This is a genomic window from Spiribacter salilacus, from assembly GCF_009649225.1.
In the GTDB taxonomy this organism is placed as follows: Bacteria; Pseudomonadota; Gammaproteobacteria; order Nitrococcales; family Nitrococcaceae; genus Spiribacter; species Spiribacter salilacus.
On the sequence record NZ_WJPP01000003.1, the window covers coordinates 211,764 to 225,592 of the forward strand.

The following is a 13,829-nucleotide window of genomic DNA, read 5'->3' on the forward strand; positions in this document are numbered from 1 at the left end:
TCGGTATGGCCAGAAGCGCCAGCATCGTTGCCACAGGGCGGCATTTGCCGGGTCGCTGTGTGACCAACGATGAACTGCGCGCGCATTTTGAACGCCATGGCAAGGGCGAGGTTATCGACCAGTTTGCTGAACGCTCAGGCATCCGTCAGCGCTGGTGGGCCGAGCCGCAAGAAGCCACCTCGGATCTTGCCCTGCATGCGGCACGTCAGGCCCTAGCGCGCGCTGGCCGAAAGGCCAAAGAGGTGGATCTGATTATTTTGGGCACCGACACCCCCGATCAAACCACCCCGGCCACTAGCGTGATCCTGCAAGCCAAGCTCGGCGCCAGTCGTGCCGGCACGTTTGATGTGGGCTGCGCCTGCGCTTCCTTTCCCACCGCCTTGGCCATTGCTGCCGGCCTCATCGCCACCAACCCACAGCTGCGCTGCGTACTGGTAGTGGGGGCTTATCTGATGCAGCGTTTAGCGGACCCTGATGATCCGATGATCTTTTTTTACGGAGACGGTGCCGGCGCGGCTGTGGTGGAACCCAGCGAAACCGATGGCATTTGCGCCAGCGCTTTTCTGGCCGACGGGCAGTACGCCGATCATTGGGGCATCGCAGCGGGGGGCACACGAGAGCCGGCCAGTAGCAGTGCGCTGGCACAAGGGCACCACCAAGTACGGCTTAAAGAACGCTACCCACCTGAAATTAACCAAGTGGGGTGGTCGCAGCTATTTCATGAGCTTGCTGCCGGTGCACAATTTCAGGCTACCGATGTGGATTGGGCGATTTTCACGCAAGTAAACGCTGACACCATTACCACCACCAGCGCCGAGTTAGGTATACCGCTTGAAAAAGCGCCTCGATTAATGGACTACTACGGGTACACCGGATCAGCCTGCATACCGATCACGCTTGATCATTTGCTGGAATCTCAGCCGAGCACCGATGATCAACTCATCACGCTGATTGGCTCGGGCGTTGGCTATAACATGGCAGGCGTGGCGGTGCGGCTTGCAGGAGGCATGGCAACATGAAGACTGACGCCCTCATTAAGTACGCAAAAGAGCGCTGGCCGGCTGCACGTTTTGCAGTGATCCGCGATTTTCTTACGCACTACTACTCTGCCGTTGCCCCGGATGATTTAGCATCCCGAGAAACTCCCAGTCTTTATGGGGCGGCTCTCTCGCATTGGGCGATGGGAGAAAAGCGTCCACGCGGCAAAACGCAGCTGCATGTCTATAACCCTGATGCCGAGCGTAACGCGTGGGAATCAACCCATACGGTTATCCAACTCGTTACCGACGATCAGCCCTTTTTAATCGACTCCTTAACGATGGCCATTAATGAATATGGGCTGATGATCCACATGATTGTGCATCCGGTTCTCGAGGTCTCGCGCGATGCTGCGCATCGGATTACCCGCGTCGATGCCGATGAGCTGGGCCGCAAAGAAACGGAAGCCTGGATTCATATTGAGGTAGACCGCCAAGCCGAAACCAGCCAGCTCAACGCCCTTAAAAAAGTCCTTGAGTCTGCCATTGCCGATGTAAACGCAGCGGTTGAAGACTGGAAGCCAATGCGCCAAGCCGCCCAACGCGCACTGCGCGGATTACAAAGACACCCACTGCCCATTGGAGAGCGTAATCGAGACGAGGTGGTCGCGTTTTTGGAATGGATGCTGGACGATCACTTCACCTTTTTAGGTTATCGCCGCTATGACCTGCGTCAGCGCAACGGCAAGATGACGCTTAAAGCCACGGCAGGCTCGGGGTTGGGGCTGCTGCGCGAGCCATCCCATCAGGGCCAACCATCAGCAAGTTTTGATGCGCTGCCCACCGCATTGCGCGAGCAAGCGCGCAACCCTGACCCCCTAATTATCACCAAATCAAGCCGCCGTTCGACGGTACATCGGCGTGGCTATATGGATTACATTGGGGTAAAGCGCTTTAATCAGACGGGCGAGGTGATTGGTGAACATCGCTTCTTAGGCCTGTACACCTCGGCCGCATACAGTCGTAACCCACGCCAAATTCCCCTGCTCAGACGCAAAGTAGAGGCCGTGTTAACGCGGGCCGGCCTGCGCCGCCATAGCCATGCGGGCAAGGCGCTGGCGCATATTCTTGAGACCTTCCCCCGCGATGAGCTCTTTCAAATTGAGCCACCCACATTACACCGTATTGCCGTGGGTATTTTGCATCTTCAAGAGCGCCAACGGGTGCGGCTGTTTGTACGCCACGATACGTTTGGCCGCTTTGTCTCCTGCCTAATTTATGCACCGCGTGATCGCTATGACACCGCCGTGCGCAAGCGCATGCAGGATATTTTAATGACCGCGTTCGGCGGGGCGCATTCAGAGTTTACCGTGCAGCTCTCTGAAGCCGTTTTAGCGCGCATCCACTTTGTTATTCACCTTGGCGAAGGCGCACCGGATACCGTTGATCATGCGGCGGTTGAAGATCAACTGGCGCAGACCACTCGCGCCTGGTCCGATGATCTTGATACCGCATTGCTTGAGCACTTTGGCGAAGCGCGCGGCACAGCATTAGCACAAACCTACACGGGGGCCTTTAGCGCCGCCTATCGTGAAGACACCAGTCCTCGGACGGCCGCGCAAGATATTGCACGCCTTGAGCCACTCACCTCCGAGCAGCCGCTTGCCATTAGCCTGTATCGCCCGCTCGAAGCGCCAGAAAATATTGTTCGCCTCAAGCTCTATCATGTGGGTGAGCCGATTGGCTTATCAGAGGTTTTACCCGTACTCGAACAGTTGGGCATGCGGGTGATCGATGAACGGCCCTATGGCATCCATCGCCGTGACCAAGCGGTGGCCTGGATTCATGATTTTGGCCTATCCCATGAGTCCGCCATTGCGCTAGATAGTGGCGAGCTGCGCGACACCTTTCAAACCGCATTCGCGGCCATTTGGCATAATAAAGCCGATAGCGATGGCTTTAACCGCTTAATCCTGTTGGCGGGCCTAGATTGGCGAGAAGTCTTAATCATGCGCAGTTATGCGCAGTATCTGCGTCAAGCTGGCACTAGCTACAGCCAGCCCTACATCGAAGACACCCTCGCGACACATCCTGATATTACCCGCAAGCTGATTGCGCTGTTTCATGCGCAATTTGCGCCGGATACTGCCGATGAAGCTGTGGCAAACACGCTGAGCGCGGAAATCGAAGCACAGCTTGATGACGTCGAAAGCCTTGATGATGACCGCATCCTGCGGCGCTTTTTAGCGGCCATTAACGCCACACTGCGCACAAACTACTACCGCGTTAATGAAACAACCGGTGAGCACCGCGAATTTCTGTCATTTAAGCTGCAACCCTCAGCCATTCCCGATATTCCCAAGCCCGTGCCGGCGTTTGAGATTTTTGTGACCTCCCCACGCATGGAAGGGGTTCATCTTCGCGGGGGCAAAGTGGCCCGTGGGGGGCTACGCTGGTCAGACCGACGCGAAGACTATCGCACCGAAGTGCTCGGTCTAATGAAAGCGCAAATGGTCAAAAATGCCGTGATTGTGCCGGTGGGCGCCAAGGGCGGATTTGTCTGCAAGCAACTGCCCAAACAAAGACAAGACCAGCCCGCAGAAGTACTTGCCTGCTACCGGCTGTTTATTCAAGGCCTGCTCGATATTACCGATAACATTATCGATGCCTGCATCGTGCCACCACCACAAGTCACTCGACGCGATGAAGATGACCCCTACTTGGTGGTGGCCGCCGATAAAGGGACAGCCACTTTTTCAGATGAGGCCAACGCACTGGCCGAAGCCTATAATTTTTGGCTACATGATGCGTTCGCATCGGGTGGCTCAACCGGGTATGACCACAAGGGCATGGCCATTACGGCACGGGGGGCCTGGGTGGCGGTGCAGCGGCATTTCCGTGAGCTTGGGCGAGATATTCAAACCACGCCCGTCTCAGTCGTCGGCATTGGGGATATGTCGGGGGATGTCTTTGGGAATGGCATGCTGCAATCGCGCACCATTCGCCTCATTGCCGCATTCGATCATCGGCATATCTTTATCGACCCCGACCCCGACCCAGCAACCACCTATGCTGAGCGCGAGCGTCTATTCCAATTGCCACGCTCAAGCTGGGAAGATTATGACGAATCACTAATCTCTCCGGGCGGTGGGGTCTGGCCACGTACCGCCAAATCCATTCGCCTGTCTGCCGCTGTCCGTGCCGCGTTAGCGATTGATGCCGAACGCCTAACACCGAATGAACTGATTAGCGCCATCCTAAAAGCGCCGGTTGATTTGCTGTGGAATGGCGGTATTGGCACTTACATTAAATCTAGCGACGAAAGCCATGCCGATGTGGGCGATAAAGCCAACGATGCCGTGCGAGTCGATGCCGATGCGCTGCGCTGTCAGGTCATCGGCGAAGGCGGTAATTTAGGTATCACCGCACTTGGCCGTGTGGCTTTTGCGGCCAATGGCGGATTGATTAATAGTGATGCCATCGATAACTCGGGCGGCGTTGACTGCTCAGATCACGAGGTCAACATTAAAATCTTGCTCAACGGTGTGGTGGATGATGGCGACCTGACCGTTAAGCAACGCAATCGCCTGCTTGTTGATATGACAGATGAGGTTGCGCAGCTCGTCTTAGCCAATAACTACCGGCAAACCCAAGCCATCAGCCTGATGTTTGAGCGCGCCAGCGTGCGGCTTGATGAACAGGCCCGTTACCTGCGGGCGCTCGAGCGGGAAGGGCAGCTTGATCGAGCGGTCGAGCAACTCCCCGATGATGAAATACTGGCCGAACGCCAGCAACAGGGCCGCGGGCTAACGCGGCCCGAGCTCTCCATTTTGCTGGCTTATGCCAAAATCCAAGGCTACGAGGCGTTGCTCGAATCAGATTTAGTCACGGGCACAGAAAACTTAGAAGCGCTGCTGCATTACTTCCCTAGCCCGTTGCGCGAGCGCTTTGCCAAGCGGATTGACGAACATCCGCTGCGCCAAGAGATTATTGCCAGCGATCTGATCAATCATGTGCTCAACCGCATGGGCGCCACCTTTTTAATGCGTATCAGCGATAGCACGGGTGTAAGCTTAACCGAGGCCATTCGGGCGTATTTAGCCACCCGAGACATCCATGGCTTACGCGGGCTATGGCATGAGGTTGATGCCCTCGATAACCATATTCCGGCGCAAGCGCAGCATGCCTTGTTGCATGAAATGGGAGATCTGCAGGAGCGTGGCACACTTTGGCTGCTGCGCCACTGCCCGCAGCCAATTGAGCAAACCCAACTGGTTAACCGCATGCAGCCGCCGATTGCGCAGCTGGCTGAAAGATTGCCTGAATTTGTGGCCGAAACCGATCTTGCCTGGCTGGAAGAGCGATATGCGCGCTTGAGTGAACTTGGGCTGTCTAAATCACTCGCCACCCGACTAGCAAGGCTGCCCATGATGGCAACCGCGTTTGATGTACACGAAGCATCGCAAACCGCTGCTGCTAGCCTTGAAACCACCGCCCGCGTGCATTTTGGTGCGGCAAACGCGCTCGATTTAAACCGCCTGCGCGAAGCGCTGGGTGACTTCACACCGGCCGATAACTGGCAAACCCGGCATCGCCGCGGACTATTAGAGGCACTGTTTAGTGAGCATCGCCGACTGACTGAGTCGATCCTAACGGGCAGTCAAAAGAAAAACCCAGCTGAGCGTATTGCCGATTGGATGGAAGCCAACCAAGACCGTGTGGAGTTTTTCAAACAAACCACAGAGCAAATCGCCAGCGCGGCACAACCTGACCTCACTATGCTCAGTGTGGCGGTGGAAGAACTTCGCCAATTAACCGCCGGTGGGCTGGAGATCAGCCCATGAGTCAGCCGGCCATTTTATTACATGGGCTATACGGCTCAGGCAACAACTGGCGCAGCATCGCTCGGCGGTTTGAGAAGGATTACACCCTTTACACACCGGATTTGCGTTGTCATGGCCGCGCACCCCATCACCCTGATATGCGCTACACCACGCTAGCAGCGGATATCATTGATCTGCTCGATAAAGAGAATATCGATCAGGCCAAGCTGGTGGGCCATAGCATGGGCGGAAAAGTGGCCATGGCCACGGCTTTGCTCGAGCCGACTCGCGTTAGCGGCTTAATGGTGGTGGATATCGCACCCGTTACTTATGACCATAGCCGCGAGCATGGCAGCCTAATTAACGCCATGCAGGCTCTCGATCTAACCGCGGTAAATTCGCGTGAAGATGCCGACCAAGCACTCAGTAAATCCATACCCAATACGCCCGTGCGTCAGTTTTTACTCACCAACCTCGTGCGGCAGGACAACCAATGGGCCTGGCGCCTACCGCTCGATATTCTTGCTGATCAGTTACCCGAGCTTCAGGATTGGCCTGCCTCGCTAAGCGGCCGGCAATGGGATGGGCCGGCTCATTTTGTCTACGGCGGACAATCCGACTATGTACTGCCATCAAGCCATGCAACGATCCGGCAGTTTTTCCCCGCAGCAACTCTGCATTGCATCGATGGCGTTGGGCATTGGGTTCATGCCGAAAAGCCCGACGCCTTTGCCACAGAACTTCATTCATTTTTGACAGGAAAACATCATGTCCGAGGACTTTAAAAAAAGCGCACTTGAATACCATCGCTACCCCACGCCGGGAAAAATAGAGGTGACTCCGACCAAGCCACTGGCCAACCAACGCGACTTAGCGCTGGCCTATAGTCCTGGCGTGGCAGCAGCTTGTGAAGCGATTGTTGAAGACCCGAAAGAAGCCGCCAATATGACCGCACGGGGTAACCTTGTGGGTGTGATCACCAACGGCACGGCCGTACTCGGGCTTGGCGCAATTGGCCCACTGGCGTCTAAGCCGGTCATGGAAGGTAAAGGGGTTTTATTTAAAAAGTTCGCCGGCATTGATGTCTTTGATATTGAAGTAGACGAAAAAGACCCCGAGCGACTGATTGAAATTATCGCCAGCCTTGAGCCCACGTTTGGCGGCATTAACCTAGAAGACATTAAAGCGCCTGAGTGCTTTGAGGTGGAAGAGAAGCTGCGCGAGCGCATGAACATCCCCGTGTTTCATGATGATCAGCATGGCACCGCCATTACGGCCGCTGCCGCGATCTACAACGGCTTACGCCTAGTGGGTAAGGAATTTGATGATGTTCGCTTAGTCACCTCGGGTGCCGGCGCATCAGCCATCGCCTGCCTTGATTTGCTTGTCTCCATGGGCTTGCGCCGCGAGAATATTATTGCAACCGATCGCAAAGGCGTGATTTATGCGGGGCGCAAGGAATACATGGACCCGCGCAAAGCCGTGTACGCCAACGACACCGAGTGCCGCACACTGGCTGAGGCCATTCGCGGCGCTGATATTTTTCTTGGCCTCTCTGCACCGGGCGTACTAACCGCCGAGATGGTGGCAGAAATGGCCGATAAGCCGATGATTATGGCCTTGGCCAACCCAACCCCTGAAATTTGGCCGGAAGAAGTCTTAAAAGTGCGGCCCGATGCCATTATCTCAACCGGACGTTCGGATTATCCCAACCAGGTGAACAACGTCCTTTGTTTTCCTTTTATTTTCCGCGGCGCACTGGATGTTGGCGCCACGACCATTAACGATGAAATGAAAAAAGCCTGCGTGCGCGCTATTGCCGACATTGCGACGATGGAGTCGTCTGATGTGGTGGTTGCCGCCTATGGCGGACAGCCACTTTCATTTGGTCCGGAATATTTGATTCCTAAGCCCTTTGACCCGCGCCTAATCACACGGATTGCTCCCGAGGTGGCCAAGGCCGCCATGGCAAGTGGTGTGGCCACACGGCCAATTGACGATTTCACGGCTTATCGTCGGCGTTTATCCGATTACGTCTTCCAGTCAGGGCTACTCATGAAGCCCATGTTTGAGCGGGCAAGCCAAAACACCAAACGCGTTGTGTACGGTGATGGTGAAGACGAGCGGGTGCTCCAGGCCGTGCAGGTTGTCGTTGATGATGGCTTAGCGAAACCCATTCTTATTGGCCGTCGCCGCGTGGTTGAAATGCGCATCGAACGGCTGGGTTTACGTCTTAAGCTGGATGAACATGTCGAGCTGGTCGACCCCGAAGATGATCCTCGCTTCCGCGAGTACTGGCAGCTTTACCATTCACTCATGGAGCGCCGGGGTATCTCGCCCGATCGGGCGCGGCAAATCGTGCGCACCCGCAACACCGTGATTGCTGCGTTGATGATCAAGCGGGGTGAGGCCGATGCCATGCTGGCTGGCATGGTTGGTAAGTACCATCGCCAGCTGGATTATGTGAATGAGGTTGTTGGACGGCGCAAAGGTGTACGCAACCTTGCTGCCATGAATGCCATCATCACCCCTAAAGGAACGCTATTCCTGTGCGATACCTATATCAATCAGAACCCAACGGCTGAGCAAATTGCTGAAATGACCGTACTGGCTGCCGATGAGATTCGTCGCTTTGGCATCACGCCCAAAGTGGCGTTGCTTTCGCATTCGAACTTTGGCACCTCAGAGGACCCACAAGCACTCAAAATGCGCCAGGCACTCAGCCTAATCGAAGATCGCGATGATCAGCTGCAAGTGGAAGGGGAAATGCACGGCGATGCGGCATTGAGTGAAGCCGTTCGTGAGCGGATTTTCCCGAACTCCCGATTGGAAGGCCAGGCCAATTTGCTCATCATGCCAACCTTGGATGCCGCCAATATTGCGTTTAACTTATTAAAAACCGTAACCGATGCGGTCTCGATTGGGCCAATTATTTTAGGCATGGCGCAGCCTGCCCATATCTTGACGCCATCGGTGACCGTACGCGGTATTGTAAATATGACGGCATTGGCCGCCGTTGAAGCGGCGATCGCCGCCGAGGAGGATGCTAAATGAGTCAAGCCATTCGCATTCACGCCCACGGTGGGCCCGAGCAGTTGCAACTAGAATCGGTCGATACGCCCACGCCCAATACTGGCGAGGTATTGCTAAAGCAAACCCATATTGGCGTGAACTTTATCGATGTGTACTTTCGCACAGGCCTCTACCCGCCCCCGGCACTGCCATTTACCCCTGGTATGGAAGCGGCCGGAGAGGTAATTGCCGTTGGGCCCGGGGTAGATACGCTACGCGCCGGTCAGCGCGTTGCCTACGCCACACCGCCAGTAGGTGCCTATGCCAGCGAGCGGGTTATGCCCGCCGATCGGCTCGTTCCATTGCCCGATGACATCGATAACGCCACGGCAGCCGCCATGATGTTGCGGGGCATGACGGCCCACATGCTGTTGCAACGGGTTATCAACATTCAAGCGGGTGATCACATTTTAGTGCATGCCGCCGCCGGCGGGGTTGGGCTTATCCTGTGTCAATGGGCGGCCGCCATCGGTGCAAACGTGATCGGTACGGTAGGTAATGCAGAAAAAGCCGCACTGGCAAAAGCCCATGGCTGTACCCATACCGTGCTTTACGATGCCGAGGATGTTGCCAGCCAAGTCCGTGATCTAACAGGCGGGCAGGGTGTGCGTGCGGTATACGACTCCGTTGGTGCTAGCACGCTGGCCAGCTCACTGGATTCATTGGCCAAACGCGGGTTGTTAGTGAGCTTTGGTCAGTCCTCCGGCCCACCGCCTGCTATCGAGGTTGGGGTTCTGGCCCGCAAAGGCTCGTTGTTTTTAACGCGCCCCACCTTGTTTGACTACATCGATACCCGAGAATCACTGCTCGAGGCGGCAGAGGCGCTATTTGCCCGCGTTCGGCAGGGAGAAATTCATATTCATGCGGCACATCAATACCCGCTCAAAGATGCGGGGGCTGCACATACCGCGCTAGAGAGCCGTCAGACCACCGGCTCAACCACGCTGGTGGTCTAGCGCGCTGCGGTAAGCAAGCCGTGCCTGATCACTCTCGCCGAGCTGCTCATAAAGCTCGGCGAGGGCTTGATCGATATCAGAGCGATCGCTACGCGCTGCGGCTGCCTCTAAGTAGCTGCGTGCCTGTCCCCATAACTCACAATGCATCGCCTGCCGCGCCGCGGCAAAAAGCAAATCGGCATCTTCGGGGCGTTCATTAAGCCATTGCTGCGCCTGCTCATACGCTTGATGGGGCGGGTCAGAGACGATCTCACCAAACACATCCACCAACACGGCATCCCAACGCGCCTTAAGCCACCGCTTGAGTAACTGCAGTGCATGCGCTGGGCAACCGGCGGCCATTAAGGCCCGCAAATAGCGCGCACGCAGCAGGCTGTCGGCCTGGCGGTTGCGCGGCAAGCGCTTCCAAACCGCCTCAAGATCACGGGCGGTTGCATCCGGCCCTAAGTCCAGCAATGCCTGCTCAAAAGCATGCGCTTCGATGCGCACAATACGCTCCTCAGGTAAGGCTTTTTCTCGTCGCAACTCGGGCAGCAGATTCGCCAGGCCCTCATCATCACCCACGGCCTCTAAGGCTTGGGCATATAGTGTGAGTACGCGATGGTTTCTTGGTGCCTGCTCACGCAACCAGCCCAGCGTTGCAATGGCCTCTTCCCACTGTCTAACCTCGGCCTGCAGCTGAGCTTGCAGCAGCCCCACCGCCACTCTTGCCCGCGGCTCTGCTTGATCGGCAAGCGCTAAGGCTTCATCTCGCGCCTGCCAGTCGTCTTCTCGCTGCGCTGCCACTGCAGAAAGCAAATGACTAAACAGCGGTAATTCTGATTTTTCCGCGGTGCCCGATAAATGCCGGCGGGCATCGCTATAGCGCCCCTCTGCTAACTCAATTAACGCGTCAACCAAATGCTCGCGTGAGCGCACTAGCTGACGATTATCCCAGCGCTCCTTTAGCCCGGATGGCGTACGCGATATTCCTCGTATAATCCATAGCACCAGCGTGACGGCTGCCCATGCCACTGCCAGGCCTAAAACGGCAATAAACAGGCTAGCCTGCACCGTCAATTCACCCAGTCGAATGAGCACAAATCCGTTTTGGCGATCAAACCACAGTGCCGCCGCAACACTGCCAACGAGAACGACCACCATAAGCAGCAGCCGACGCATCATTCGTCTCCTATCGCATTAACAAGGCCTTGCAATGGCCCTTGAATGTTGGGCGGCTCAGCAACCACGATGCGCTCACGCAACTCGCTAATCCGCTCACGCACATCAACCACCTCAGGCGCTAGCGTATCGAAGTACGCGCCAACCCAGCCATCAATCTGCACTAGGGCTGCGTCATAAACTTCGGCATCACCCACTAAAGCGGCAAGCCGTGCTGACTCCACCTTCATTTGCAGGGTTTGCTGCAGCAAAAATCGCTCTTCTGGATCTGGCAATGGCACAACTGTACGGTCTCGGCTTACCACCACCAGCCCTTCTAAACCGGCCACAAACCGGCTCCAAGCGCGCTGTACTCGTTCCCAAGCACCCGTGGGTGTTGGCTCTGTTTCTGCTAAAGGCTCTGCGCTGCCAGCGGTTGGCTCAATGTCTTGGGCCAGCGGTAATGCATCCAAGCGCTCGGCCAGTGCCGTTAAGCCTTGCGTAATTAGCGGTGTTTCTGGGCGATCAGCCTGCAGTACCCGATCTACCGCCTCAGCAATGGCGGCGCGCCCATCAATGCCTGCGCCTCCCATCTCAGCCAGCAACCCATCGGCCGTCTTTAAGGCCTCTAGCGCCCCTTCGTAATCGGCATTAAACCGCAGGCGATTAATGGCCAACCTTGCCAGCCAAGCGGCCTCTGCCTCTTGCCAGTTGGTTTCCTCAGACTCTTCTGCCTGTTGGCTTAAGGCATCGCGCAGATCATCCACGCGATTTTCAAGCCGCGCCACCCCCTCAAGGCGGGACTCCAGCGCTTGGTTAAGCACCGTGACTCGTCCGGCCATTTCGCCCAACTGCTGCTGCACGTCAGAAACAAGGTTTTGTTGAACAACAGCCTGCTCATTTAAGCGCTGATCAAAATACCAACCGGCACCACCACCCGCAGCCGCAATCAAACCAATCAAAAGAAAGGCCATCACGGGCCATAGGCGACTGGGCTTTGCCGGCTTATCAACCGGCTCTGAAGAGCCCGGGGTTACCGAGGTGTCCGGGGTGTCCGGTGTCTTCGGGTCTTCCGGCGTTGGTTCCGCTTCAAGGTCTTTTTTATCGCTCATTTCGTACTCCCTACGCGAGCAGACAGGGCTGCCAGCAAGGCTGCATCATCAGCGCCAGCGGCAACAACAGGGTCGGCAAACCCCGCCATCACGGCTGCCTGCGCCAGCCGTTCACTTACCGTAACCAAACGGCCTTGTTTAAGCCACTGTAGCGCGGATGGCCCTGCCATGCCGAGTAAATATTCCAATCCCGCAGCACTTGTGACAATCAAAAAATCCAGCGCGCTTTGCTGCCAGCCCTCAGGCACGTTCAACTGCGCAGCCGCGGGTTGTCGATCGTAAACCACCGCTTCTACAACCTGCACACCTTGCGCGCGCAGCGTTTGTTGTAGCTGCTGCCGGCCGCCTGTGCCACACACAAGCAACACGGTTTGCCCGGCCTGCGGGGCAAATTCGGGCGCTGCCAGCAACGCCTCAGCGCCCCCACCTTGTGGTGGCGCTATCACCGATAACGCCCCGTGCGCGATCATCGCGCTAGCAGTCCCGGGCCCTACCGCGGCCAAACGCGCGGTTTGCTGCCACGCAAGGGGTAGCCGCGGCCAACCGGTGTCTACCGCAAAGGGGCTGACAAACACAATCCAATCTGGGGGCAAATCCAGCACCGGCAGAGGCGCCTGATTGGGAACTAAAGCCAATGTGGGGCGATGGAGCACCTGCGCACCGGCGTTTTCCAGCGTTGATACGAGACTATCGCCATGCCCGGCAGGGCGGGTGACAAGCACGCGCTGGCCTTCCAGGGGCAGGCTCACGGTCTTACTCCACCGCCGCCAGCAACTCAGCGGCACCCTGAGCAAGCAGCGCTTGGGCAACTGCCTCACCGATCGCTTCGGCATCGCTGCGGCTACCCCGCTGTTCCGCACGTAAAACCTGCGTTCCATCACGGCTGGCCACCAGCGCTCGAAGCCATAATCCATCTTGCCCCTCAAGCTCGGCATAAGCGGCCAATGGCACATGACAGCTGCCCTCAAGCCGCGCATTAACGGCACGCTCGGCAGTTACTCGATCGTGCGTATCCGGATCATTCAGGCCCGCCAGCAGGGCCATCACCGTGTCATCTTCAGCACGGCATTCAATACCCAGCGCACCCTGGCCCACCGCTGGAAGGCTTTCTTCTGGCGGGATGGCGGCACGAATCCGATCAGCCATGCCAAGGCGCTTAAGCCCCGAAGCGGCCAAAATAATGGCATCAAATTCTCCAGACTCAAGCTTACTCAGCCGCGTTTGCACATTGCCGCGCAGCGACTCAACCTGCAGATCGGGGCGACGTGCCCGCAACTGACACTCGCGGCGCAAGCTTGCGGTACCCACCCGCGCGCCGGCGGGTAGGGCATCCACCGTGTCATATTTCTCTGAAACAAATGCATCGCGTGGATCATCACGATCTAAAATAACGGGTAAGCGAAAGGCACCGGGCACCACCGCCGGCACATCTTTCATCGAATGCACCGCAATATCAGCCCGCCCAGCTAGCATGCCTTCTTCTAATGCCTTAACAAATAATGCTTTACCGCCCACGGCCATGAGTGGGCGATCGGTAATTTCATCACCTCGGGTGGACATTCCGACCAGTTCAACTTCCAACCCCGGGTGCAGGTGCTTTAAGCGGGCGGCCACATGCTCTGCCTGCCACATAGCAAGGGGGCTACGACGGGTTGCAATTTTAATACTGGTTGGTCTGGACATTCAGGGCTCTCGGCGGTGGTTACGTGCGCAAACCATACCGCCTGATGGGCCCTGAGCAAAATAAAA

At 56.8% G+C, this 13,829-nt stretch carries 9 protein-coding genes; 5 read left to right on the forward strand and 4 right to left on the reverse strand.

The window, feature by feature from the left end; translation table 11 throughout:
* The first annotated feature begins 5 nt into the window (after positions 1-5).
* The 5 genes from GH984_RS06565 to GH984_RS06585 are packed head-to-tail and all read left to right on the forward strand — an operon-like array spanning position 6 to position 9,828.
* Entirely contained in the window at positions 6-1,019 is a 1,014-nt protein-coding gene (locus GH984_RS06565; protein ID WP_153719411.1) for a 3-oxoacyl-ACP synthase III family protein, read from the forward strand.
* Positions 1,016-5,821, forward strand: coding sequence for an NAD-glutamate dehydrogenase (locus tag GH984_RS06570; RefSeq protein ID WP_153719412.1), 4,806 nt, complete (start codon positions 1,016-1,018; stop codon positions 5,819-5,821). The genes GH984_RS06565 and GH984_RS06570 overlap by 4 nt, the downstream gene beginning before the upstream one ends.
* Positions 5,818-6,585 (forward strand): alpha/beta fold hydrolase, encoded by a 768-nt coding sequence (locus GH984_RS06575; protein ID WP_153719413.1) that lies wholly within the window; start codon positions 5,818-5,820, stop codon positions 6,583-6,585. Before GH984_RS06570 ends, GH984_RS06575 begins: the two co-directional genes overlap by 4 nt.
* Positions 6,569-8,854 (forward strand): NADP-dependent malic enzyme, encoded by a 2,286-nt coding sequence (locus GH984_RS06580; protein WP_153719414.1) that lies wholly within the window; start codon positions 6,569-6,571, stop codon positions 8,852-8,854. The genes GH984_RS06575 and GH984_RS06580 overlap by 17 nt, the downstream gene beginning before the upstream one ends.
* Complete coding sequence (locus tag GH984_RS06585; protein WP_153719415.1) at positions 8,851-9,828, forward strand: quinone oxidoreductase family protein; 978 nt, start codon at positions 8,851-8,853, stop codon at positions 9,826-9,828. Before GH984_RS06580 ends, GH984_RS06585 begins: the two co-directional genes overlap by 4 nt.
* Here GH984_RS06585 and GH984_RS06590 read toward each other — a convergent pair.
* The 4 genes from GH984_RS06590 to hemC are packed head-to-tail and all read right to left on the reverse strand — an operon-like array spanning position 9,808 to position 13,763.
* Positions 9,808-10,992: a heme biosynthesis HemY N-terminal domain-containing protein gene (locus GH984_RS06590; protein WP_153719416.1), complete on the reverse strand. Its 1,185-nt coding sequence runs from the start codon at positions 10,990-10,992 to the stop codon at positions 9,808-9,810. The two genes, GH984_RS06585 and GH984_RS06590, sit on opposite strands and share 21 nt — an antisense overlap.
* The gene (locus GH984_RS06595; RefSeq protein WP_153719417.1) at positions 10,989-12,080 is read right to left on the reverse strand and encodes a uroporphyrinogen-III C-methyltransferase; all 1,092 of its coding nucleotides are present in this window, start codon (positions 12,078-12,080) and stop codon (positions 10,989-10,991) included. Before GH984_RS06595 ends, GH984_RS06590 begins: the two co-directional genes overlap by 4 nt.
* Positions 12,077-12,829, reverse strand: a complete 753-nt coding sequence (locus tag GH984_RS06600) for a uroporphyrinogen-III synthase (protein ID WP_172973192.1) — start codon at positions 12,827-12,829, stop codon at positions 12,077-12,079. Before GH984_RS06600 ends, GH984_RS06595 begins: the two co-directional genes overlap by 4 nt.
* A gap of 4 nt (positions 12,830-12,833) precedes the next feature.
* Positions 12,834-13,763, reverse strand: a complete 930-nt coding sequence (hemC, locus tag GH984_RS06605; RefSeq protein ID WP_153719419.1) for a hydroxymethylbilane synthase — start codon at positions 13,761-13,763, stop codon at positions 12,834-12,836.
* Positions 13,764-13,829: the final 66 nt, after the last annotated feature.

Coding starts and splice junctions, on each gene's coding strand:
- GH984_RS06565 (WP_153719411.1), top strand. CDS start 6: ATGGCCAGAAGCGCCAGCATCGTTGCCACAGGGCGGCATTTGCCGGGT.
- GH984_RS06570 (WP_153719412.1), top strand. CDS start 1,016: ATGAAGACTGACGCCCTCATTAAGTACGCAAAAGAGCGCTGGCCGGCT.
- GH984_RS06575 (WP_153719413.1), top strand. CDS start 5,818: ATGAGTCAGCCGGCCATTTTATTACATGGGCTATACGGCTCAGGCAAC.
- GH984_RS06580 (WP_153719414.1), top strand. CDS start 6,569: ATGTCCGAGGACTTTAAAAAAAGCGCACTTGAATACCATCGCTACCCC.
- GH984_RS06585 (WP_153719415.1), top strand. CDS start 8,851: ATGAGTCAAGCCATTCGCATTCACGCCCACGGTGGGCCCGAGCAGTTG.
- GH984_RS06590 (WP_153719416.1), bottom strand. CDS start 10,992: ATGATGCGTCGGCTGCTGCTTATGGTGGTCGTTCTCGTTGGCAGTGTT.
- GH984_RS06595 (WP_153719417.1), bottom strand. CDS start 12,080: ATGAGCGATAAAAAAGACCTTGAAGCGGAACCAACGCCGGAAGACCCG.
- hemC (WP_153719419.1), bottom strand. CDS start 13,763: ATGTCCAGACCAACCAGTATTAAAATTGCAACCCGTCGTAGCCCCCTT.